Source organism: Streptomyces chlorus, from assembly GCF_042655885.1.
In the GTDB taxonomy this organism is placed as follows: Bacteria; Actinomycetota; Actinomycetes; order Streptomycetales; family Streptomycetaceae; genus Streptomyces; species Streptomyces chlorus.
This window is the reverse complement of record NZ_JBHSOA010000032.1, coordinates 102,868-124,186: the sequence shown is the minus strand read 5'-3', so window position 1 is coordinate 124,186 and position 21,319 is coordinate 102,868. Positions and strand designations below refer to the sequence as shown.

The window sequence follows — 21,319 nt, the reverse complement described above, 5'->3', positions numbered from 1 at the left end:
CCGCGCGACCGAAATTCCGCAGCTGGGCAGTCAGGATTTCGTGACCGTCGCCTTGTTGATGACGACCGTCGCGTTGGGCGCGGTATTCCCGGTCGCGGGGTCCATGGGCTGAGCACCGGCGTCCGCGATCTTCTTCAGCACCTTCATCCCCGCCTCGGACACCGTGCCGAACGGTGTGTAGTCGGGCGGCAGCTGACTGTCCTGGTAGACCAGGAAGAACTGGCTGCCTCCACTGTCGCGCCCCTGCTGCGCCTGCGCGTTGTACTGGTTGGCCATCGCGACCGTGCCTGCCGGGTACACATTGCCCTTGAGGCTCTTGTCCTTCAGATTCTCGTCGGGAATCGTGTAGCCGGGGCCGCCCGTTCCGGTGCCCTGCGGATCGCCGCACTGCAGCACGTAGATGCCTGTGTCGGTCAGCCGGTGGCACGTGCTGTGGTCGAAGTAGCCCTCACCGGCGAGGAACTCGAACGAGTTGACGGTGTGCGGGGCAGCCGACGCCTTCAGCGCCAGGTCGATCGTGCCGCAGGTCGTGTCGAGCGACATCGTGTACTTCGCCGACTTGTCGACGGAGAGCGCCGGCTCCTTCTTCCAGGTCTTCGTCGCGACCTTGCCCTGTGCCGGCTTCTCGCACGGGTCGGGCGCCTTGCTCGGCGCCTCGGCGCTGGGCGTGACCTCCGCGTTCGCGTTGGACGTGTTCTCGTCCTGGTCGAACGCCCCGGCCGTGTACAGCCCGAGGCTGCCGACCAGCACCACACCGAGGGCGGACGCGATCACCGAGTTGCGGATCCGCCCCTTGCGACGTGCCTCGGTACGCCGCTGCTGCTGCCGCAAGAACTTCTCCCGGGCGAGCTGACGCCGCCGCTGCTCCTGGCTGACCACCGGGTTACTCCTCATGCCTCTCGTGTGCCGACCGAATACGCGTGCGGGCGGCGGGCCGACTGACTGCGTGTGCCCCGTACCGTATATGGGTTCGCTGAGGAAACGGCAGCGCCGGTAGGCTCTGACCGCGGGCGCCAGCCCCGCCGCAAGCCTCCCGTACCGACACAACGAAGGACGAACGTGCTCATTGCCGGGTTCCCCGCCGGGGCCTGGGGGACGAACTGTTATCTCGTCGCCCCCGCCGCCGGTGAGGAGTGCGTGATCATCGATCCCGGCCACCAGGCCGCCCCCGGAGTCGAGGAGGCGGTCCGCAAGCACCGGCTGAAGCCCGTGGCCGTCGTCCTCACGCACGGCCACATCGACCACGTGGCCTCGGTCGTCCCCGTGTGCGGGGCGCACGACGTGCCGGCCTGGATCCACCCCGACGACCGGTACATGATGAGCGACCCCGAGAAGGGCATCGGCCGCGCCATCGGCATGCCGCTGATGGGCGAACTGACCGTCGGGGAGCCGGCCGACGTCAAGGAACTGGCCGACGGCGCGGAGCTCGACCTGGCCGGTCTGCGGCTGACGGTCGCGCACGCGCCCGGCCATACCAAGGGGTCGGTGACCTTCGGCCTGCCCGAGACGGCGGACATCCCGCCGGTGTTCTTCTCTGGCGACCTGCTGTTCGCCGGCTCCATCGGACGCACCGACCTGCCCGGCGGTGACACGGCCGAACTGCTCGACTCGCTGGCCCGCGTGTGCCTGCCGCTCGACGACTCGACCGTGGTGCTGTCCGGACACGGCCCCCAGACGACCATCGGCCAGGAGCGCGCCACCAACCCGTATCTGCGGCAGGTGGCGGCGGGCCGCCAAGGACGCGGCGCCGCCGACGCTCCCCGACGAGGAATGTGACAAGACCTTCCGTGAGCACCTTCAAGGCCCCCAAGGGCACCTACGACCTGATCCCGCCGGACAGCGCCACGTACCTCGCCGTCCGCGAGGCCATCGCCGCCCCGCTGCGCGGCTCCGGCTACGGCTACATCGAGACACCCGGCTTCGAGAACGTCGAGCTGTTCGCGCGCGGTGTCGGCGAGTCCACCGACATCGTGACCAAGGAGATGTACGCCTTCGAGACCAAGGGCGGCGACCGCCTCGCCCTGCGGCCCGAGGGCACGGCCTCCGTGCTGCGCGCGGCCCTGGAGGCCAACCTGCACAAGGCGGGCAACCTCCCGGTCAAGCTCTGGTACTCCGGCTCGTACTACCGCTACGAGCGCCCCCAGAAGGGCCGCTACCGTCACTTCTCCCAGGTCGGCGCCGAGGCGATCGGTGCCGAGGACCCGGCGCTCGACGCCGAGCTGATCATCCTGGCCGACCAGGCGTACCGCTCCCTGGGGCTCAGCGAATTCCGCATCCTGCTGAACTCCCTGGGCGACAAGGAGTGCCGCCCCGTCTACCGGGCCGCGCTCCAGGACTTCCTGCGCGGACTGGACCTGGACGAGGACACCCTGCGCCGCGCGGAGATCAACCCGCTGCGCGTCCTGGACGACAAGCGGGAGGCGGTGCAGAAGCAGCTGACCGGTGCCCCCCTGCTGCGCGACTACCTGTGCGACGCCTGCAAGACGTACCACGAGGAGGTCCGCGAGCTGGTCACGGCCGCGGGCGTCGCCTTCGAGGACGACCCCAGGCTGGTGCGGGGGCTGGACTACTACACGCGCACCACCTTCGAGTTCGTCCACGACGGTCTGGGTTCCCAGTCCGCGGTGGGCGGCGGCGGCCGCTACGACGGTCTCTCGGAGATGATCGGTGGCCCCGCGCTGCCGTCCGTCGGCTGGGCGCTCGGTGTCGACCGCACGGTGCTGGCCCTGGAGGCGGAGGGCGTCACGCTCGAGCTCCCGACGACCACCAGTGTCTTCGCCGTCCCGCTCGGCGAGGAGGCCCGCCGGGTGCTGTTCGCCAAGGTCACCGAACTGCGCAAGAACGGCGTCGCCGCCGACTTCGCCTACGGCGGCAAGGGACTGAAGGCGGCGATGAAGGCGGCCAACCGCTCGGGCGCGCGCTACGCCCTGGTGCTCGGCGAGCGCGATCTCGCCGAGGGTGTCGTCCAGCTCAAGGACATGGAGTCCGGCGAGCAGACCGCGGTGGGCGTCAACGAGATCGTGGCCGAGCTGGAGGCCCGGCTGGGCTGAGCCCCGCCCTTCCCTCCCGCGCATGAAGGCGCCGGTGTGCCCCAGCGGGCCCGGCGCCTTCGGCGTCGATGCACCGTCGTCGCGTCAACATCGCGGACGTCGATTCCCTCGACCGGGGACTTAGGCTGGAGTGTATGTGCGGCCGGGGCACATACTGCGGCCGAAACCGTACGCCCGCGGGGCCTGTTCATACGCTCTTGTGGCCGGCGGACGGTGGATCCACAGTCACGTGCGGCACAATGGCCCTGCCCGAAGCAGGTCCACACTCTCCAGTGACGGAATCGGCGTGATGAGCAAGACGACAGTGAAGGACGTTTCCACCGAGCCCGACCCCGTGCCGGGGCCCGTAGCCGGGCCGCCGCGCGAGGGCGCCGGCCGTGCGTTCGCCCTGCTGCTGGTCATCACCGGCGCCGCCGGTGTACTCGCCGCGTGGATCATCACGCTGGACAAGTTCAAACTGCTCGAGGCCAAGGTCAAGGGCGAGACCTACGTCCCCGGCTGCAGCCTCAACCCGGTGGTCTCCTGCGGCAGCATCATGGAGAGCGACCAGGCGAGCGTCTTCGGCTTCCCCAACCCGATGCTGGGCCTCGTGACCTACGGCATCGTCATCTGCGTGGGCATGAGCCTGCTCGCCGGGGCCCGCTTCCCTCGCTGGTACTGGCTCACCCTCAACGCGGGCACCCTCTTCGGCACCGTCTTCTGCGCCTGGCTGATGTTCCAGTCCCTGTACCGGATCAACGCCCTGTGCCTGTGGTGCTGCCTGGCCTGGGTCGCCACGATCATCATGTTCTGGTACGTCACGTCGTTCAACATCCGCAAGGGCTTCCTGCCCGCCCCCGGCTGGCTCAAGAACTTCTTCGGCGAGTTCACCTGGGTCATGCCCGTACTGCACATCGGCATCATCGGCATGCTGATCCTGACCCGCTGGTGGGAGTTCTGGACCAGCTGACCGCCGGTACCCCACCGACCCCGGGGTCACAAGGACCGCACCGACCGCGCCCCGCGCTGTCGGTGCGGTCCTTTAGGGTTTCGGTGTGGAGCCCGATCTGTTCACCGCCGCAGCCGAAGACCGCCAGGAAAAGGACCCGACCGGCAGCCCTCTCGCCGTCCGGATGCGCCCGCGCACCCTCAACGAGGTGGTGGGCCAACAGCATCTGCTGAAGCCCGGCTCACCCATGCGCCGGCTGGTCGGCGAGGGCGCCTCCGGCCCCGCGGGCCCGTCCTCGGTGTTCCTGTGGGGACCGCCCGGCACCGGCAAGACGACCCTGGCCCACGTCGTGTCCAAGGCCACCGACCGGCGCTTCGTCGAACTGTCGGCGATCACCGCGGGCGTCAAGGAGGTCCGCGCGGTCATCGACGGCGCCCGCCGCGCCTCCGGCGGATACGGCAAGGAGACCGTCCTCTTCCTCGACGAGATCCACCGCTTCAGCAAGGCCCAGCAGGATTCCCTGCTCCCCGCGGTCGAGAACCGCTGGGTCACGCTGATCGCCGCGACCACCGAGAACCCCTACTTCTCAGTCATCTCCCCGCTGCTGTCCCGCTCGCTCCTGCTCACCCTCGAACCCCTGACCGACGACGACATCAGGGACCTGCTGCACCGTGCGCTCGGCGACGAGCGGGGCCTGAAGGGCGCCCTCACCCTCCCCGAGGACACCGGCGACCACCTGGTGCGCATCGCCGGAGGCGACGCCCGCCGTGCCCTGACCGCCCTGGAGGCCGCGGCGGGGGCCGCGCTGGACAAGGGCGAGACGGAGGTCTCCCTGGCCACGCTGGAGGAGACGGTCGACCGGGCCGCCGTGAAGTACGACCGCTCGGGCGACCAGCACTACGACGTCGCCAGCGCCCTGATCAAGTCCATCCGCGGCTCCGACGTGGACGCCGCCCTGCACTACCTGGCCCGGATGATCGAGGCCGGCGAGGACCCCCGCTTCATCGCCCGCCGCCTGATGATCTCCGCCAGCGAGGACATCGGCCTCGCCGATCCGAACGCGCTGCCCATCGCGGTCGCAGCCGCCCAGGCCGTCGCCATGATCGGCTTCCCCGAGGCCGCCCTCACCCTCAGCCACGCCACCATCGCCCTCGCCCTCGCCCCCAAGTCCAACGCGGCCACCACCGCGATCGGCGCCGCCCTCGACGACGTCCGCAAGGGCCTGGCCGGACCCGTGCCGGCCCATCTGCGTGACGGGCACTACAAGGGCGCGGCCAAGCTGGGCCACGCCCAGGGGTACGTGTATCCGCACGACCTGCCCGAGGGCATCGCCCAGCAGCAGTACGCTCCCGACGCCCTCAAGGGTCGCGCGTACTACGAACCCACCCGGCACGGTGCCGAGGCGCGGTACGCCGACGCGGTGGAGTGGACCAGGAAGCACCTCGGTCGGAAGCAGCCGTGAGCACCCTGTAGAATCGCCCGAAGCTGCGTCCCGCGTCCGGCCCCGCAAGGGAGACCGGCACCACCAGAGCGGGACATCCAGCCGGAGACCCGTCCCCCGGGACAGGGAATCCAGGAGTGTCGCGCACCGTCGAACGGTGTCGCGGGCAGCCCACCACCACCCGGAGTCCCGGGACCGGCCGGTGGGCCACTCGCGTGCTGCACGTATGTGCCCAGACCAGGGGAGCGGCTGCCCGGCAGGTCCCGAGCGGACCCGCGGGGTTTCCCCGACTGCGGATGCGACCTCCCTTAACCCTGGTGAGCCGACAACACGAAGGTGAAAGAGACAGTGGCGAATCAGCCCCGCCCCAAGGTCAAGAAGTCGCGTGCCCTGGGTATCGCGCTGACCCCGAAGGCCGTCAAGTACTTCGAGGCCCGCCCCTACCCGCCGGGTGAGCACGGCCGCGGCCGCAAGCAGAACTCGGACTACAAGGTCCGTCTGCTGGAGAAGCAGCGTCTGCGCGCCCAGTACGACGTCAGCGAGCGCCAGCTCGTCCGCGCGTACGAGCGTGCCGCCAAGACGTCGCTCAAGACCGGTGAAGCGCTCGTCATCGAGCTCGAGCGCCGTCTTGACGCCCTGGTCCTGCGTTCGGGCATCGCCCGCACGATCTACCAGGCCCGCCAGATGGTCACCCACGGCCACATCCAGGTCAACGGCAAGAAGGTCGACAAGCCCTCCTTCCGTGTCCGCCCGGACGACGTCGTGCAGGTCCGTGAGCGCAGCAAGGACAAGACGCTGTTCACGATCGCCCGCGAGGGTGGCTTCGCCCCCGACGGCGAGACCCCGCGCTACCTCCAGGTGAACCTCAAGTCCCTGGCGTTCCGCCTGGACCGTGAGCCGAACCGCAAGGAGATCCCGGTGATCTGCGACGAGCAGCTCGTCGTCGAGTACTACGCCCGCTGACCCCAGCAGGCACGCGGTGACTCAGCCCGCCGTCTCCCCGCCCCTACGGGTGGGCGAGGCGGCGGGCTGCTGCGTGGGCGCCCCGGCCGCCGCGTGCCGCACGGTCCCGTGCGCGTCCCGGCCCCGGCCGGTCAGCAGCCGGAACCGGTCGCCGAGCCGCTCCAGCACCTGCCCCGGCGACAGCACGCCCAGCCGCCCGGCTCGATCGCGAGCGGGATGCCGCCGAGACGCCGGCACAGCTCCCGCATCCGCCCCTCGTCCTGCCCCCCATGGAACACGGAACGTACTGAACCGTGTTCCGAACGTGCATTCGCTTCCCCCGACTCCGCCCGCGGCGGGCGGTAATCCGGTACGGAGTCCCGCCGGTGGCGCGATAGGCTCGGTGCACGATTTTCTCGATGTTCAGGCACGTTTCTCAGGGAGCAGGTGCGCACAGTGTCCGGTGGAGAGGTGGCCGGAATCCTGGTGGCCGTGTTCTGGGCGATCCTGGTCTCCTTCCTCGCCGTCGCACTGGCGAGGCTGGCCCAGACGCTCCGGGCGACCACCAAGCTCGTGGCGGACGTGACCGACCAGGCCGTCCCGCTGCTGGCCGACGCCTCCACCGCGGTGCGTTCCGCGCAGACCCAGATCGAGCGGGTCGACGCGATCGCCTCCGACGTCCAGGAGGTCACCTCCAACGCCTCCGCCCTGTCGACCACCGTCGCCTCCACCTTCGGCGGCCCGCTGGTCAAGGTCGCCGCGTTCGGCTACGGCGTGCGCCGGGCCGTCAGCGGCCGCAGGGAGGATGCGCCCGCCAGGACGGACTCCGCCAGGACCGAGCCCGCGAAGGCGCCGGGCCGCACCGTGATCGTGGGCCGCACCGTCCCGGGCACGCGGCGGGCGAGGCGTACCCGGGGAAAGAAGGACTGACCCAGCGATGTTCCGCCGTACGTTCTGGTTCACCACCGGCGTCGCCGCAGGCGTGTGGGCCACCACCAAGGTCAACCGGAAACTGAGGCAGCTGACGCCCGAGAGCCTCGCCGCGACCGCGGCGAACAAGGCGATCGAGACCGGCGGCCGCATCAAGGACCGGGCGGTGGACTTCGCCCTCGACGTCCGCGACAACATGGCCCGGCGCGAGGCCGAACTGGGCGACGCCCTCGGCCTCGACGCCCCCGTCGACCGGGAACTCCCGGGGCCCGGCCGGTACGCCGCCATCGAGAACCGGAACAGCCCGAAGAGCAAGCCACGGTACGCCGAGGGTTCGGCGTACCTGACGAACCCGTACAACCGGAATGAGGACCACTGATGGAGTCGGCCGAGATCCGCCGCCGCTGGCTGAGCTTCTTCGAGGAGCGCGGGCACACCGCCGTCCCTTCGGCGTCGCTCATCGCGGACGACCCGACTCTGCTCCTCGTCCCGGCCGGCATGGTGCCCTTCAAGCCCTACTTCCTGGGTGAGGTCAAGCCGCCCTTCGCGCGCGCCACCAGCGTCCAGAAGTGCGTCCGTACGCCGGACATCGAAGAGGTCGGCAAGACCACCCGGCACGGCACGTTCTTCCAGATGTGCGGCAACTTCTCCTTCGGCGACTACTTCAAGGAAGGCGCCGTCAAGCTCGCCTGGGAGCTGCTCACCAGCCCCCAGGACAAGGGTGGCTACGGCCTCGACCCCGAGCGGCTGTGGATCACCGTCTACAAGGACGACGACGAGGCCGAGCGCATCTGGCGCGACGTGGTCGGCGTGCCCGAGGAACGCATCCAGCGCCTGGGCATGAAGGACAACTACTGGTCCATGGGCGTCCCCGGCCCCTGCGGCCCCTGCTCCGAGATCAACTACGACCGCGGCCCCGAGTTCGGCGCCGAGGGCGGCCCCGCCGTCAACGACGAGCGGTACGTGGAGATCTGGAACCTCGTCTTCATGCAGTACGAGCGGGGCGAGGGCATCGGCAAGGACAACTTCGAGATCCTCGGGGACCTGCCGAGCCGGAACATCGACACCGGTCTCGGTCTCGAGCGGCTCGCCATGATTCTGCAGGGCGTGCAGAACCTGTACGAGATCGACACCTCCATGGCCGTCATCGACAAGGCCACCGCCCTGACCGGCGTCCGGTACGGGGACGCCCAGGAGTCGGACGTCTCGCTGCGGGTGGTCACCGATCACATGCGCACCTCCGTGATGCTCATCGGCGACGGCGTCACCCCCGGCAACGAGGGCCGCGGCTACGTGCTGCGCCGCATCATGCGCCGCGCCATCCGCACCATGCGCCTCCTCGGCGCCACCGGCCCGGTCGTCAAGGACCTGGTCGACGTCGTCATCGCGATGATGGGGCAGCAGTACCCCGAGCTGGTCACCGACCGCGAGCGGATCGAGAAGGTCGCCGTCGCCGAGGAGAACGCCTTCCTCAAGACGCTGAAGGCCGGCACCAACATTCTCGACACCGCTGTCACCGAGACCAAGCAGTCCGGTGGCACGGTCCTGTCCGGCGACCGGGCCTTCCTGCTGCACGACACCTGGGGCTTCCCGATCGACCTCACCCTGGAGATGGCCGCCGAGCAGGGGCTGTCCGTGGACGAGGACGGCTTCCGCCGGCTCATGAAGGAGCAGCGGGAGCGGGCCAAGGCCGACGCCCGGGCCAAGAAGACCGGCCACGCCGACCTCGGTGCCTACCGCGAGATCGCCGACCGGGCCGGTGCCACCGACTTCACCGGCTACAGCGACACCGAGGGCGAGTCCACCGTCGTGGGCATCCTGGTCGACGGCGTCTCCTCACCGGCCGCCACCGAGGGCGACGAAGTGGAGATCGTCCTCGACCGCACCCCGTTCTACGCCGAGGGCGGCGGCCAGATCGGTGACACCGGGCGGATCAGGGCCGACTCCGGTGCCGTCATCGAGATCCGCGACTGCCAGAAGCCGGTCCCGGGCGTCTACGTGCACAAGGGCGTCGTCCAGGTCGGCGAGGTCACCCTCGGCGCCAAGGCCCACGTCTCCATCGACGAGCGGCGCCGCAAGGCCATCGCCCGCGCCCACTCGGCCACCCACCTCACCCACCAGGCCCTGCGCGACGCCCTCGGCCCGACGGCCGCCCAGGCCGGTTCCGAGAACCAGCCCGGCCGCTTCCGCTTCGACTTCGGCTCGCCGTCCGCCGTTCCGACGGCCGTGATGACCGACGTCGAGCAGAAGATCAACGAGGTGCTCGCCCGCGACCTCGACGTGCGCGCCGACGTCATGGGCATCGACGAGGCCAAGAAGCAGGGCGCCATCGCCGAGTTCGGCGAGAAGTACGGCGAGCGCGTGCGTGTGGTGACCATCGGCGACTTCTCCAAGGAGCTGTGCGGCGGCACCCACGTGCACAACACCGCCCAGCTCGGCCTGGTCAAGCTGCTCGGCGAGTCCTCCATCGGTTCCGGTGTGCGCCGCATCGAGGCCCTGGTCGGTGTGGACGCCTACCACTTCCTCGCCCGCGAGCACACGGTCGTCGCCCAGCTCCAGGAGCTGGTCAAGGGCCGTCCGGAGGAGCTCCCGGAGAAGGTCTCCGCCATGCTCGGCAAGCTCAAGGACGCCGAGAAGGAGATCGAGAAGTTCCGCGCCGAGAAGGTGCTCCAGGCCGCCGGAGGCCTCGCCGAGTCCGCCAAGGACGTCCACGGCGTCGCCCTGGTGACCGGCCGGGTCCCGGACGGCACCACCGCCGACGACCTGCGCAAGCTGGTGCTCGACGTGCGCGGCCGGATCCAGGGCGGCCGGGCCGCCGTCGTCGCCCTGTTCACCACCGTCAACGGCAAGCCCCTCACGGTCATCGCCACCAACGAGGCCGCCCGCGAGCGCGGCCTCAAGGCCGGTGACCTGGTCCGCGCGGCCGCCAAGACCCTCGGCGGCGGCGGTGGCGGCAAGCCGGACGTCGCCCAGGGCGGCGGCCAGAACGCGGCCGCCATCGGCGACGCCGTGGACGCCGTCGAACGGCTCGTGGCGGACACGGCCAAGTGAGCGGACCGGTGAACGATCCCTCGGGCGGTCGGGCCATGCGCCGCGGCCGCCGGCTCGCGATCGACGTCGGGGACGCCCGGATCGGGGTCGCCTCGTGCGACCCCGACGGGATCCTCGCCACCCCGGTCGAGACCGTCCCCGGCCGGGACGTCCCGGCGGCTCACCGGCGCCTTCGTCAGCTCGTGGAGGAGTACGAGCCGATCGAGGTCGTCGTCGGCCTCCCTCGCTCCCTCAAGGGGGGCGAGGGCCCCGCCGCGGTCAAGGTCCGCGGCTTCACGCAGGAGCTGGCCCGCGGGATCGCACCGGTGCCCGTGCGCCTCGTCGACGAGCGCATGACGACGGTGACGGCGAGCCAGGGGCTGCGTGCCTCGGGCGTGAAGTCGAAGAAGGGACGCTCTGTCATCGACCAGGCCGCCGCCGTGATCATCCTCCAGCAGGCCCTTGAATCCGAACGGGTGTCAGGCAAGCCGCCCGGTGAGGGCGTCGAAGTGGCGAGGTGATCGCGGTACGGTAACGTTCCGCGCGATGCGGTGGCGTTCGAACAGCCGCCGCGAAAGAGAGGCGGAACGGACGCCGGCCACCCCCACAGCCGCGTGACCGCCGCCTCGCGGCTCTAGGGGATCGATGACTGAGTATGGCCGGGGCCAAGGCTCCGAACCGTGGCATCCGGACGACCCGTTGTACGGGGACGGCGGATGGACAGGGCAGCAGACCCAGCAGGGTCAGCAGCCCTCTTACGACGGCCAGGCGCAGCATTACCCGCAGCAGCCGCAGCAGCCGCAGCAGCAGTACGGCGACTGGGGCACCGCCGAGCAGCAGGGCGGGTACGGACAGCAGCAGTACGCGCCGTACGACCAGCAGCAGGGCCACCAGCAGCAGGGTCACCAGCAGCAGGGTCACCAGCAGTACGACCAGCAGCAGTACGGCGAGCAGCAGTACGGTCAGCAGTACGCCTCCCAGCAGGCGCAGCATCCGGACCAGCAGCACCCGGACCAGCAGCAGTACGACACGGGTGGCTGGCAGACCGGTGCCCAGGCCCACCCCGACCCCTACGCGGCCGATCCAGCGGACCCGTACGGGCAGCAGGGCGGGGCGTACGGCGCCCAGCAGCCCGACCCCTACGCGACCCCCGACGCCTACCCGCCGCCGGAGCCCCCGGCCCGGCGCAGCGCCGAGCCCCGACGGCGGCCGGAGCAGGACGAGGAACCGGAGCCGCAGACCGACTGGGACCCGGGCCCCGACCAGGGCGAACACGCCTTCTTCTCGGGCGATGACGAGGGTGACGAGGGTGACGAGGGCGACGAGGGCGACGAGGGTGATGAGCCCGGCGGTCGCGGCGAGCGCCGTGGCAGGGGCGCCAAGGGTGGCAAGGGAGCCAAGGGCACCAAGGACAAGAAGCGACGCAGTGGGGTCGCCTGCCTCGTGGTGGTGGTGGTCCTCGGCGGCGGTGTGGTCGGTGTGAGCTATGTCGGCTGGCAGTTCGTCAAGGATCGTTTCGGCAGCGCCCCGGACTTCGCGGGCGACGGGAACGGCGAGCAGGTGACCGTCACGATCCCCAAAGGCTCGACCGGGTACGCCATCGGCCAGGTACTCAAGAAGGAAGGCGTGGTCAAGAGCGTCGACGCCTTCGTCGCGGCCCAGGCCGGCAACGCGCAGGGCACGAAGATCCAGGAAGGCGTCTACACGCTCGAGCGGGAGATGTCGGCCGCCAGCGCGGTCGAGCTGATGCTCAGCCCGAAGAGCCGCAACAACCTGGTCATCCCCGAGGGCAAGCGCAACGCCGAGATCTACAAGCTCATCGACCAACGCCTCGAGGTCGAGGACGGGACCACCGAGAAGGTTGCCAAGGCGGACTGGGAGAAGCTCGGCCTGCCCGACTGGGCGGTGAACGGCGAGGATATCAAGGACCCGTTGGAAGGGTTCCTGTTCCCCTCCAGCTACGGCGTGTCCGAGGGACAGGCGCCCGAGGACGTGCTGAAGAGCATGGTCGAGCAGGCCACCGCGACCTACGAGAAGCTAGGTGTCGAGAAGAAGGCCGAGAGTCTCGGGCTGGAGGACCCGTGGCAGCTGGTCACCGTGGCGAGCCTCGTCCAGGCCGAGGGCACCAGCCACAGCGACTTCCGCAAGATGTCCGAGGTCATATACAACCGGCTCAAGCCGGGCAACACCGAGACCAACGGCATGCTGGAGTTCGACTCCACCTACAACTACGTCAAGAACCAGAGCAAGCTCGACCTGAGCCTCAGCGAGCTCAGGAACTATGACAACCCCTACAACACGTACTTCTACAAGGGCCTGCCGCCCGGACCGATCAGCAACCCGGGCGAGGACGCCATCAAGGGCGCGCTCAGTCCGACGGACGAGGGCTGGTACTACTTCATCTCGCTCGACGGAAAGACGAGTGAGTTCACCAAGACCAACGCCGAGCACCAGAAGCTGGTCGACAAGTGGAACGCATCGAGGGGCAACTGATGGTCGCACCCCGCCGCGCCGCCGTCCTCGGCTCCCCGATCGCCCACTCCCTCTCCCCGGTGCTGCACCGCACCGCCTACGCGGAGCTGGGGCTGGAGGGCTGGACGTACGACCGCTTCGACGTCGACGAGCAGGCCCTGCCGGGCTTCTTCGAGACGCTCGGGGACGACTGGGCCGGGCTGTCGCTGACCATGCCGCTGAAGCGGGCCGTGATTCCGTTGCTGGACGGGATCAGCGACACCGCCGCCTCGGTCGACGCGGTCAACACCGTCGTCCTCACCGAGGACGGCCGCCGGACGGGCGACAACACCGACATCCCCGGCATGGTCGCCGCCCTGCGCGAGCACGGCATCGACAAGGTGGACACCGCCGCGATCCTCGGAGCCGGAGCCACCGCGTCGTCCGCGCTCGCCGCGCTGTCCCGGATCTGCGCCGGCGAGGTCGTCGTCTACGTGCGCAGCGCCGCGCGCGGCGCCGAGATGCGGCAGTGGGCGGAACGGCTGGACGTGGCGGTGCGCATCGCCGACTGGGACGACGCCGAGCAGGCCCTGCACGCACCGCTGGTGGTCACCACGACCCCGGCGGGCGTCACCGACAGCCTCGCCCGAGCCGTACCGGAGCGGCCCGCGGCCCTCTTCGACGTGCTCTACGACCCCTGGCCCACCATCCTCGCGGCCCGCTGGTCGGCATACGGCGGTGCGGTGGTCGGCGGCCTCGACCTGCTGGTGCACCAGGCGGTGCTCCAGGTCGAGCAGATGACGGGGCGAGTCCCGGCACCGCTCGCCGCCATGCGCAAGGCCGGAGCGGCCGCCCTGAACAACCGGTCGTGAAGTCTGTCCCCTGAGAGTGAACGACCGGGGCCCCACCGCCAGCGGTGGGGCCCCGGTCGTCGGTTCGGTGAGTCGGACGGAGATCAGCCGCACCAGCCGAGGCTGCTGGTGTACTCGGAGGTCTGGGGGACGCCGCTCCCGGTCCACCAGCGGGTCATGCCCCAGTACTGCACGCACTTGCCGGCGCCACGCAGGCGCACCGGCCCCGCGTAGGAGTTGTAGTTTCCTGTGTCCTTGACCCAGGAGCCCCCTTCGGCGCGCAGCCCGGCGCCAACCGGGTTGCTGACCTGCTCGCCGGTCACCACAGTCACTACGCAGTTGTAGCCAGTGGACGCGTTGTACAGGAGATAGACGATGGCTTGGGGGTCACCGGTGTTGATCACCCAGCCCATTTCCTTGGAAGACTGGATGTAGTAGCCGGACCCGCACACGGAGACCGGGTTGCTGGCGGCCTGAGCCGAAGAGGAGAAGGTGAAGGCGAGCCCGAACGCTGCAAGGATGACGGCAGCGGACTTGGCGAACTTACGCATGTTGCCCCAACTGTCCTATGTATTGTGGAAGTTGAGTGGAGATTACTGATCATGTGTGCGGTGTAGAAGCTTCTTTTGAGGCACTCGCTGACTTGAAATGATCAAGTCACGGGCCGGCTGCTCACCATCCCGGGTGCCGCAATCCGCCGGCGTACCTCTGGCATCTGTCAAGAGTCGGATCCTCGGGGCCGGCCGGGTTTCCTCCCCGACCGGTTGCAGATCACAGTGCCGGCCCTGTTCTGCCCTGCCCACAGACATATCTGCGTACGTCCGCCAAGTGGACCGCGGGCCGGGTCGAGGGGGTGGACGTGGGAGGATCGGACGTGGCGGGCCGGGGCCGCGCACCCCGTCGCGCCGTAGCCGTACGCGACGCCGCGTGCGCAGGGCAGTACCGGGCGCGAGCATGGAGGAGCACCGTTGAGCAGGTTGCGCTGGCTGACCGCGGGGGAGTCCCACGGTCCCGCACTCGTCGCGACGCTGGAGGGTCTTCCCGCCGGCGTGCCGATCACCACGGACATGGTGGCGGACCATCTCGCGAGGCGGCGGCTGGGCTATGGCCGCGGTGCCCGGATGAAGTTCGAGCGTGACGCGGTCACCTTCCTCGGCGGTGTCCGGCACGGCCTCACCCTCGGTTCCCCGGTCGCGGTCATGGTGGGCAACACCGAGTGGCCGAAGTGGGAGCAGGTCATGGCGGCCGACCCGGTCGACCCCGAGGTGCTGGCCGGCCTCGCCCGCAACGCCCCGCTGACCCGTCCGCGCCCCGGCCACGCCGACCTCGCCGGCATGCAGAAGTACGGCTTCGACGAGGCTCGTCCGATCCTGGAGCGGGCCTCCGCGCGGGAGACCGCGGCCCGCGTGGCGCTGGGCGCCGTGGCCCGGTCGTACCTGAAGGAGACAGCCGGCATCGAGATCGTCTCCCACGTCGTGGAGCTCGCGGCCGCCAAGGCTCCCTACGGCGTGTACCCGACCCCGGCCGATGTGGAGAAGCTCGACGAGGACCCGGTGCGCTGCCTGGACGCGGACGCGTCGAAGGCGATGGTCGCGGAGATCGACCAGGCCCACAAGGACGGCGACACCCTCGGCGGAGTCGTCGAGGTGCTGGCGTACGGCGTACCGGTCGGCCTCGGCTCGCACGTGCACTGGGACCGACGTCTCGACTCCCGGCTGGCGGGCGCCCTGATGGGCATTCAGGCGATCAAGGGCGTGGAGGTCGGCGACGGCTTCGGCCTGGCACGGGTGCCCGGCTCCCAGGCGCACGACGAGATCGTCGCCACCGACGACGGCATCAGGCGCTCCTCGGGTCGTTCCGGCGGCACCGAGGGCGGTCTGACCACCGGTGAACTGCTGCGCGTACGGGCCGCGATGAAGCCGATCGCGACCGTGCCGCGGGCGCTGAAGACCGTGGACGTCGTCACCGGTGAGGAGACCGCCGCCCACCACCAGCGCTCCGACGTGTGCGCCGTACCGGCGGCCGGTATCGTCGCCGAGGCCATGGTCGCCCTGGTCCTCGCGGACGCGGTCGCGGAGAAGTTCGGCGGCGACAGTGTCACCGAGACCCGCCGCAATGTGACGTCCTACCTCGAGAACCTGGCCATCCGGTGACTCCGCTGATCGTGCTGGTCGGCCCGATGGGCGTCGGTAAGTCCACCGTCGGGCACCTGCTGGCCGAGCGGCTGGGTGTCGGCTACCGGGACACCGACGACGACATCGTTGCCGCGCAGGGCCGCAGCATCGCCGAGATCTTCGTGGACGAGGGCGAGGCCGCCTTCCGCGCGCTGGAGAAGCAGGCGGTGCGCACCGCGCTCGCCGAGCACGAGGGCGTCCTGGCCCTGGGCGGTGGCGCCATCCTCGACGCCGACACGCGCGCGCTGCTCGCCGGGCAGCGGGTCGTCTATCTGTCGATGGCCGTCGAGGAGGCGGTCAAGCGCACCGGCCTCAACGCTGCCCGGCCGCTGCTCGCGGTCAATCCGCGCAAGCAGTGGCGCGAGCTGATGGAGGCCCGGCGCCCTCTGTACGAGGAGGCCGCCACGGCCGTCGTGGCCACGGACGGCCGCACGCCGGAAGAGGTCACCGCCTCCGCCCTGGACGCACTGGAGATGAAACAAGCATGAGCAGCGAGGCAGTGACGCGGATTCACATCGGCGGCACCGCGGGCACCGACCCGTACGAGGTCCTGGTGGGCCGGCAGCTTTTGGGCGAGCTCGGCGGGCTGATCGGGACCGCCGCCAAGCGGGTCGCGGTCGTGCACCCCGAGGCCCTGGCCGAGACCGGCGAGGCGCTCCGCGCCGATCTCGCCGAGCAGGGCTACGAGGCCATCGCCATCCAGGTGCCGAACGCGGAGGAGGCCAAGACCGCCGAGGTCGCCGCCTACTGCTGGAAGGCGCTCGGCCAGTCCGGGTTCACCCGCACCGACGTCATCGTCGGCGTGGGCGGCGGCGCCAGCACCGACCTGGCAGGGTTCGTGGCCGCCACCTGGCTGCGCGGGGTGCGCTGGATCGCGGTGCCGACCACCGTGCTGGCCATGGTCGACGCGGCAGTCGGCGGCAAGACCGGCATCAACACCGCCGAGGGCAAGAACCTCGTGGGCGCCTTCCACCCGCCCACCGGCGTGCTGTGCGACCTCGCCGCCCTGGACTCCCTCCAGACCAACGACTACGTCTCCGGGCTGGCGGAGGTCATCAAGGCCGGCTTCATCGCCGACCCCGTGATCCTCGACCTCATCGAGGCCGATCCGCAGGCCGCCCGCACCCCGGCGGGCCCGCACACCGCCGAGCTCATCGAGCGCTCGATCCGGGTCAAGGCCGAGGTCGTCTCCTCCGACCTGAAGGAGGCGGGCCGGCGGGAGATCCTCAACTACGGTCACACCCTCGGGCACGCCATCGAGAAGAACGAGCGCTACAAGTGGCGCCACGGCGCGGCGGTGTCGGTGGGCATGCACTTCGCCGCCGAACTCGGCCGGCTCGCCGGCCGGCTGGACGACGCCACCGCCGACCGGCACCGCGCCGTCCTCGAATCGGTCGGGCTGCCCCTGCACTACCGCCACGACCAGTGGCCCAGGCTGCTGGAGAACATGAGGGTCGACAAGAAGTCCCGCGGCGACCTGCTGCGCTTCATCGTCCTCGACGGCCTTGCCAAGCCCACCGTGCTGGAGGGACCGGACCCGGCGGTGCTGCTCGCCGCGTACGGAGAAGTCGCGGAATAGCACCCGCGGACCTCGCGGAGCCTGCCCGCCGGGCAAACCCGTGCCCGGCGCGGGGCAGGCCCCCGGCCCCGCCGGGCAATCGGCCCGGCGGGTCAGGGCACTCAGGGCCGCCTTTGACCGTTCATCGGACAACGGCAGGGGCGGTACCCGTTCGAACAGCCGCTCCGACGCTCTAGGCTGTCGGGGAGTGCGGGGATCCATCCCTGCCATCAGTGTTTGTCGCCTGCGGCGAGTGAACCGAGCCCAGCAGACCGAGACGGAGTGGCACCGGATGCAGCACCCAGTGGGTTCTCCGCTGCCGCCGCCCCACCGACCGGGGCACGGACCGGCCGACGGCTGGTCACCGGCCGCACATCATCCGGGTGCGTATCCCCCGGGAGCGCACCAGGGGCCCGCCCCGGTGCCCGCGCCACCGACGGCCCCCGGCCACCCCGGACCGACGCCGCAGCCCACGGGCGTCCCGCAGTCCCCGCATCCGCCACCGGACACCACCGGGCATGTGCCGCTGCCGCCCGGCGGCCCCGTCGCCATGCCCAGTGCCCCACAGGCCCCCGCGGCGGCCGACCCGGCCGGCACGACCCTCGCGGTCCTGCTCATAGGCCCCGCGGGCGCCGGGAAGACCAGCGTCGCCAAGTACTGGGCGGACCACCGCCGGGTGCCAACCGCGCACATCAGCCTGGACGACGTACGAGAGTGGGTGCGGTCCGGCTTCGCCGACCCGCAGACCGGGTGGAACGACCACTCGGAGGCGCAGTACCGCCTGGCCCGCCGCACCTGCGGCTTCGCCGCGCGCAACTTCCTCGCCAACGGGATCTCCTGCATCCTCGACGACGCCGTCTTCCCCGACCGCCCGGTCGTCGGCCTCGGTGGCTGGAAACGGCATGTGGGGCCCGGCCTGCTGCCGGTCGTGCTGCTGCCCGGTCTGGACATCGTCCTGGAACGCAACGCCGAGCGGTCCGGAAACCGCCGTCTCGGCGACGAGGAGGTCGCCCGCATCCACGGCCGCATGGCCGGCTGGTACGGCTCGGGCCTCCCGATCATCGACAACTCCCAGCTCGGCATACCGGAAACGGCCGACGTCCTGAACGACGTCCTCGCCAGGTCCATCGCCAGCCCTCCGTCCTGGTGAGCCACGCGGTGCGGCCGGCCGCACCAGCAGCCCTCACCCACCTGCCGTGGGCAGGCACAACGGGTTTCCGTCGGCCGGATCCGCCGGACAGGCTCTGAGGACCGGCCGGTCCGCGGGACGGCCGGCACGGCCGTTTACGAGCGGGCGCCGCGCGGAACCCGCGACGGCTCCGCGCGGTTCATGACGTCCAGGTGCCCTCCCGGGAAAGGGCCCGAGGACGGCTGAGAACGACCAGTCGCGCATGCCGTTGCCCCTTTTGCCGCACGTCCCACCCCCTACGGCTGCAGCAGCCCCTGTGGGGTTGCGCGGCGGCAGCATCGGGGGAGGGCAGCCGGTGCCGGCGCCCGCTGCGCGCCCGCCGGAAAGAACGGCCGCTTTCATCCCCGAGGGGGCGGCACCCCGTCGTACCGCCCCCGGGACGCTGCCGCGCACCGCCGCCCACTCGGACCTCTCGACCGGCGGTTTCCGGCCACCGCTCATAGGCTCGGGACATGTCTGAGGTGTACGCGCTCCGCCGGACGCGGCTGAGGGAATGCTGCAACGCGGGTGGCAGCGCGGCGGCGCTGGTCACCCGGCCCGCCAATGTGCGCTATCTCGCGGGTCCCGCCCCTGAAGGCGCCGTACTGCTGCTGGGCCCGGCCGAGGACTTCCTGGTGTGCCCCGGGCTGCCCGACGACCGTCCCGGGCAGACCCGGCCCGACGAGACGCTGCGGGTGCACGTCGTGCCCGGCACCGGGGGCGATCCCGCCGTCGCGGCCGCCGGGCTCGCCGCCACCGGGGGCGCCGACTCCCTCGCCGTCGAGGAGCACCACCTCACCGTGACCCGGCACCGCGCTCTCCGCTCGGTCGTCCCAGGGCTGCGCCTGGCCAACGTCGGCGGCGCCGTCGAACAGCTCAGGGTGGTCAAGGACGAGGAGGAGATCTCCTGTCTGCGTATCGGCGCGGAGATCGCCGACCAGGCCCTCGGCGAGCTGCTGGAATCCATTCTCGTCGGCCGCACCGAACGTCATCTCGCGCTGGAACTGGAGCGCCGCCTGGTCGACCACGGCGCCGACGGCCCCGCCTTCGCCACGTCCGTCGCCACCGGCCCGAACGCCGGGCGGCCCGGTCACCGGCCCACCGACCGGCGGGTGGAGGAGGGCGACTTCCTCTCCGTCTGTCTCGGCGCCACCTACCTCGGGTACCGCTGCGAGATCGGCCGTACGTTCGTCATCGGCACCGCTCCCGCGGACTGGCAGATCGAGCTGTACGACCTCGTCTTCACCGCTCAGCGGGCCGGCCGGGAGTCCCTCGTACCCGGCGCCGCCTGCCGCGACGTGGACCGCGCGGCCCGCCAGGTACTGGACAGCGCGGGGTACGCGGCGGCCCTTCCGACGCTCATCGGACACGGGGTCGGACTCGAAATCGACGAGGACCCTCAACTGAGCCCCGGGACCATGGGTAAACTGGACGCTTGTGTGCCGGTCACCGTCGAACCAGGGGTTCACCTCCCGGGCCGGGGCGGTGTCCGGATCGATGACACGCTCGTCGTGCGCCCCGAGGCGGACGGCGGACCCGAGCTACTCACCATCACGACCAAGGAGCTGCTGGCGCTCTAGCTTCGCGCCGAGTGCCGGCCCCGAGTCGTCTCACGTCAGTCCAGGAGATTCCGCAACGTGGCTTCCACGAACGACCTCAAGAACGGCATGGTGCTCAAGCTCGAAGGCGGCCAGCTCTGGTCCGTCGTCGAGTTCCAGCACGTCAAGCCCGGCAAGGGCCCGGCCTTCGTGCGCACCAAGCTCAAGAACGTGCTCTCCGGCAAGACCGTCGACAAGACCTTCAACGCCGGTGTGAAGGTCGACACGGCCACCGTCGACAAGCGGGACATGCAGTTCTCCTACATGGATGGCGACTACTTCGTCTTCATGGACATGGAGACCTACGACCAGCTGCACATCGACCGCAAGGCCGTCGGCGACGCCGCCCACTTCCTCATCGAGGGCTTCGAGGCCACCGTCGCGCAGCACGAGGGCGAGGTGCTCTTCGTCGAGCTTCCGGCCGCCGTCGAGCTGACCATCGCCGAGACCGAGCCGGGCGTCCAGGGCGATCGCTCCACCGGCGGCACCAAGCCGGCCACGCTGGAGACCGGGCACCAGATCCAGGTCCCGCTCTTCATCACCACCGGTGAGAAGATCAAGGTCGACACCCGTACGAGCGACTACCTCGGCCGGGTGAACAGCTAACCGTGGCTGCCCGCAACACGGCCCGCAAGCGCGCCTTCCAGATCCTCTTCGAGGGCGACCAGCGCGGCGCCGACGTCCTGACGGTCCTCGCGGACTGGGTCCGGCACTCCCGGTCCGACACCCGGCAGCCGCCGGTGAGCGAGTACACGATGCAGCTGGTCGAGGGCTACGCGGAACACGCGACGCGCATCGACGAGCTGATCGCCCAGTACTCGGTCGGCTGGACCCTGGACCGCATGCCGGTCGTCGACCGCAACATCCTGCGTCTCGGCGCGTACGAGCTGGTCTGGGTCGACGAGACCCCGGACGCCGTCGTCCTCGACGAGATGGTGCAGATGGCGAAGGAGTTCTCCACGGACGAGTCGCCCTCGTTCGTCAACGGCCTCCTCGGCCGGTTCAAGGAGCTCAAGCCCTCGCTCCGCCGCGACGAGGTCTGATCCGGCACCGGCGCTGCCGTACAGGCACCGGAGCGGCACAGACACGCCGGAGGGCCCGCAGCACGACCGCTGCGGGCCCTCCGGCGTGTCCGGGGCCCCGTCCGGACCCCTGGCCTGCTCCTCGGCCGCGGAACGCACGCAGAACGAACGCCGCC

General features: G+C 70.6%; 21 protein-coding genes. 18 read left to right on the top strand and 3 right to left on the bottom strand.

Features of this window, described 5'->3' with window-relative positions:
* Window positions 1–30: 30 nt before the first annotated feature.
* Entirely contained in the window at window positions 31–879 is an 849-nt protein-coding gene (locus tag ACFPZI_RS16075; protein ID WP_381363618.1) for a peptidylprolyl isomerase, read from the bottom strand.
* A 180-nt stretch (window positions 880–1,059) separates the two neighbouring features.
* On the opposite strand from ACFPZI_RS16075, the gene ACFPZI_RS16070 reads away from it, so the two are divergent.
* From ACFPZI_RS16070 to rpsD, 5 genes are all read left to right on the top strand, one after another.
* Complete coding sequence (locus tag ACFPZI_RS16070; RefSeq protein ID WP_381363595.1) at window positions 1,060–1,776, top strand: MBL fold metallo-hydrolase; 717 nt, start codon at window positions 1,060–1,062, stop codon at window positions 1,774–1,776.
* Window positions 1,777–1,787: 11 nt separating this feature from the next.
* Window positions 1,788–3,050, top strand: coding sequence for a histidine--tRNA ligase (hisS, locus tag ACFPZI_RS16065; protein ID WP_381363594.1), 1,263 nt, complete (start codon window positions 1,788–1,790; stop codon window positions 3,048–3,050).
* A gap of 289 nt (window positions 3,051–3,339) precedes the next feature.
* The gene (locus ACFPZI_RS16060) at window positions 3,340–3,999 is read left to right on the top strand and encodes a vitamin K epoxide reductase family protein (RefSeq protein WP_381363592.1); all 660 of its coding nucleotides are present in this window, start codon (window positions 3,340–3,342) and stop codon (window positions 3,997–3,999) included.
* A gap of 85 nt (window positions 4,000–4,084) precedes the next feature.
* The gene (locus ACFPZI_RS16055; RefSeq protein WP_381363590.1) at window positions 4,085–5,440 is read left to right on the top strand and encodes a replication-associated recombination protein A; all 1,356 of its coding nucleotides are present in this window, start codon (window positions 4,085–4,087) and stop codon (window positions 5,438–5,440) included.
* A 327-nt stretch (window positions 5,441–5,767) separates the two neighbouring features.
* The gene (rpsD, locus tag ACFPZI_RS16050) at window positions 5,768–6,382 is read left to right on the top strand and encodes a 30S ribosomal protein S4 (RefSeq protein WP_381363589.1); all 615 of its coding nucleotides are present in this window, start codon (window positions 5,768–5,770) and stop codon (window positions 6,380–6,382) included.
* Window positions 6,383–6,403: 21 nt separating this feature from the next.
* Here the strand turns inward: rpsD and ACFPZI_RS16045 are convergent, their stop codons facing one another.
* The gene (locus ACFPZI_RS16045; RefSeq protein ID WP_381363620.1) at window positions 6,404–6,568 is read right to left on the bottom strand and encodes a hypothetical protein; all 165 of its coding nucleotides are present in this window, start codon (window positions 6,566–6,568) and stop codon (window positions 6,404–6,406) included.
* A gap of 240 nt (window positions 6,569–6,808) precedes the next feature.
* Between ACFPZI_RS16045 and ACFPZI_RS16040 the strand changes: the two genes are divergently transcribed.
* From ACFPZI_RS16040 to ACFPZI_RS16015, 6 genes are all read left to right on the top strand, one after another.
* Window positions 6,809–7,291, top strand: coding sequence for a DUF948 domain-containing protein (locus ACFPZI_RS16040; protein WP_381363588.1), 483 nt, complete (start codon window positions 6,809–6,811; stop codon window positions 7,289–7,291).
* Between the two features lie 7 nt (window positions 7,292–7,298).
* Complete coding sequence (locus ACFPZI_RS16035; protein ID WP_381363586.1) at window positions 7,299–7,670, top strand: hypothetical protein; 372 nt, start codon at window positions 7,299–7,301, stop codon at window positions 7,668–7,670.
* Complete coding sequence (alaS, locus tag ACFPZI_RS16030) at window positions 7,670–10,342, top strand: alanine--tRNA ligase (protein ID WP_381363584.1); 2,673 nt, start codon at window positions 7,670–7,672, stop codon at window positions 10,340–10,342. Before ACFPZI_RS16035 ends, alaS begins: the two co-directional genes overlap by 1 nt.
* Window positions 10,343–10,377: 35 nt before the next feature.
* Window positions 10,378–10,842, top strand: coding sequence for a Holliday junction resolvase RuvX (gene ruvX, locus ACFPZI_RS16025; RefSeq protein ID WP_381363616.1), 465 nt, complete (start codon window positions 10,378–10,380; stop codon window positions 10,840–10,842).
* Between the two features lie 124 nt (window positions 10,843–10,966).
* A complete protein-coding gene (mltG, locus tag ACFPZI_RS16020) occupies window positions 10,967–12,814 on the top strand; it encodes an endolytic transglycosylase MltG (RefSeq protein WP_381363582.1) in 1,848 nt (615 codons plus the stop codon).
* Entirely contained in the window at window positions 12,814–13,644 is an 831-nt protein-coding gene (locus ACFPZI_RS16015) for a shikimate dehydrogenase (RefSeq protein ID WP_381363615.1), read from the top strand. Before mltG ends, ACFPZI_RS16015 begins: the two co-directional genes overlap by 1 nt.
* 83 nt (window positions 13,645–13,727) lie before the next feature.
* Here the strand turns inward: ACFPZI_RS16015 and ACFPZI_RS16010 are convergent, their stop codons facing one another.
* Window positions 13,728–14,174 (bottom strand): serine/threonine protein kinase, encoded by a 447-nt coding sequence (locus ACFPZI_RS16010; protein WP_381363581.1) that lies wholly within the window; start codon window positions 14,172–14,174, stop codon window positions 13,728–13,730.
* A 417-nt stretch (window positions 14,175–14,591) separates the two neighbouring features.
* Here ACFPZI_RS16010 and aroC point away from each other — a divergent pair, with 417 nt between their 5' ends.
* The 7 genes from aroC (at window position 14,592) to nusB (ending at window position 21,164) form a co-directional block, all read left to right on the top strand.
* Window positions 14,592–15,776, top strand: a complete 1,185-nt coding sequence (gene aroC, locus ACFPZI_RS16005) for a chorismate synthase (protein ID WP_381363580.1) — start codon at window positions 14,592–14,594, stop codon at window positions 15,774–15,776.
* A gap of 26 nt (window positions 15,777–15,802) precedes the next feature.
* Window positions 15,803–16,285 carry a shikimate kinase gene (locus ACFPZI_RS16000; protein ID WP_381363614.1) on the top strand — a complete coding sequence of 161 codons (483 nt, stop codon included), beginning with the start codon at window positions 15,803–15,805 and terminating at the stop codon, window positions 16,283–16,285.
* The gene (gene aroB / locus ACFPZI_RS15995; protein ID WP_381363578.1) at window positions 16,282–17,376 is read left to right on the top strand and encodes a 3-dehydroquinate synthase; all 1,095 of its coding nucleotides are present in this window, start codon (window positions 16,282–16,284) and stop codon (window positions 17,374–17,376) included. The genes ACFPZI_RS16000 and aroB overlap by 4 nt, the downstream gene beginning before the upstream one ends.
* A gap of 271 nt (window positions 17,377–17,647) precedes the next feature.
* The gene (locus ACFPZI_RS15990; protein ID WP_381363576.1) at window positions 17,648–18,505 is read left to right on the top strand and encodes a Pro-rich N-terminal domain-containing protein; all 858 of its coding nucleotides are present in this window, start codon (window positions 17,648–17,650) and stop codon (window positions 18,503–18,505) included.
* Between the two features lie 491 nt (window positions 18,506–18,996).
* Window positions 18,997–20,103, top strand: a complete 1,107-nt coding sequence (locus tag ACFPZI_RS15985) for an aminopeptidase P family protein (protein ID WP_381363575.1) — start codon at window positions 18,997–18,999, stop codon at window positions 20,101–20,103.
* A 57-nt stretch (window positions 20,104–20,160) separates the two neighbouring features.
* Window positions 20,161–20,727, top strand: a complete 567-nt coding sequence (gene efp, locus ACFPZI_RS15980; RefSeq protein WP_381363573.1) for an elongation factor P — start codon at window positions 20,161–20,163, stop codon at window positions 20,725–20,727.
* A 2-nt stretch (window positions 20,728–20,729) separates the two neighbouring features.
* On the top strand, window positions 20,730–21,164 hold the full coding sequence (gene nusB / locus ACFPZI_RS15975) for a transcription antitermination factor NusB (protein WP_381363571.1): 435 nt from the start codon (window positions 20,730–20,732) through the stop codon (window positions 21,162–21,164).
* The last annotated feature ends 155 nt before the right edge of the window (window positions 21,165–21,319 follow it).

Coding starts and splice junctions, on each gene's coding strand:
- ACFPZI_RS16060 (WP_381363592.1), top strand. CDS start 3,340: ATGAGCAAGACGACAGTGAAGGACGTTTCCACCGAGCCCGACCCCGTG.
- ACFPZI_RS16035 (WP_381363586.1), top strand. CDS start 7,299: ATGTTCCGCCGTACGTTCTGGTTCACCACCGGCGTCGCCGCAGGCGTG.
- alaS (WP_381363584.1), top strand. CDS start 7,670: ATGGAGTCGGCCGAGATCCGCCGCCGCTGGCTGAGCTTCTTCGAGGAG.
- ruvX (WP_381363616.1), top strand. CDS start 10,378: ATGCGCCGCGGCCGCCGGCTCGCGATCGACGTCGGGGACGCCCGGATC.
- mltG (WP_381363582.1), top strand. CDS start 10,967: ATGACTGAGTATGGCCGGGGCCAAGGCTCCGAACCGTGGCATCCGGAC.
- ACFPZI_RS16015 (WP_381363615.1), top strand. CDS start 12,814: ATGGTCGCACCCCGCCGCGCCGCCGTCCTCGGCTCCCCGATCGCCCAC.
- ACFPZI_RS16010 (WP_381363581.1), bottom strand. CDS start 14,174: ATGCGTAAGTTCGCCAAGTCCGCTGCCGTCATCCTTGCAGCGTTCGGG.
- ACFPZI_RS16000 (WP_381363614.1), top strand. CDS start 15,803: ATGGGCGTCGGTAAGTCCACCGTCGGGCACCTGCTGGCCGAGCGGCTG.
- aroB (WP_381363578.1), top strand. CDS start 16,282: ATGAGCAGCGAGGCAGTGACGCGGATTCACATCGGCGGCACCGCGGGC.
- ACFPZI_RS15990 (WP_381363576.1), top strand. CDS start 17,648: ATGCAGCACCCAGTGGGTTCTCCGCTGCCGCCGCCCCACCGACCGGGG.
- ACFPZI_RS15985 (WP_381363575.1), top strand. CDS start 18,997: ATGTCTGAGGTGTACGCGCTCCGCCGGACGCGGCTGAGGGAATGCTGC.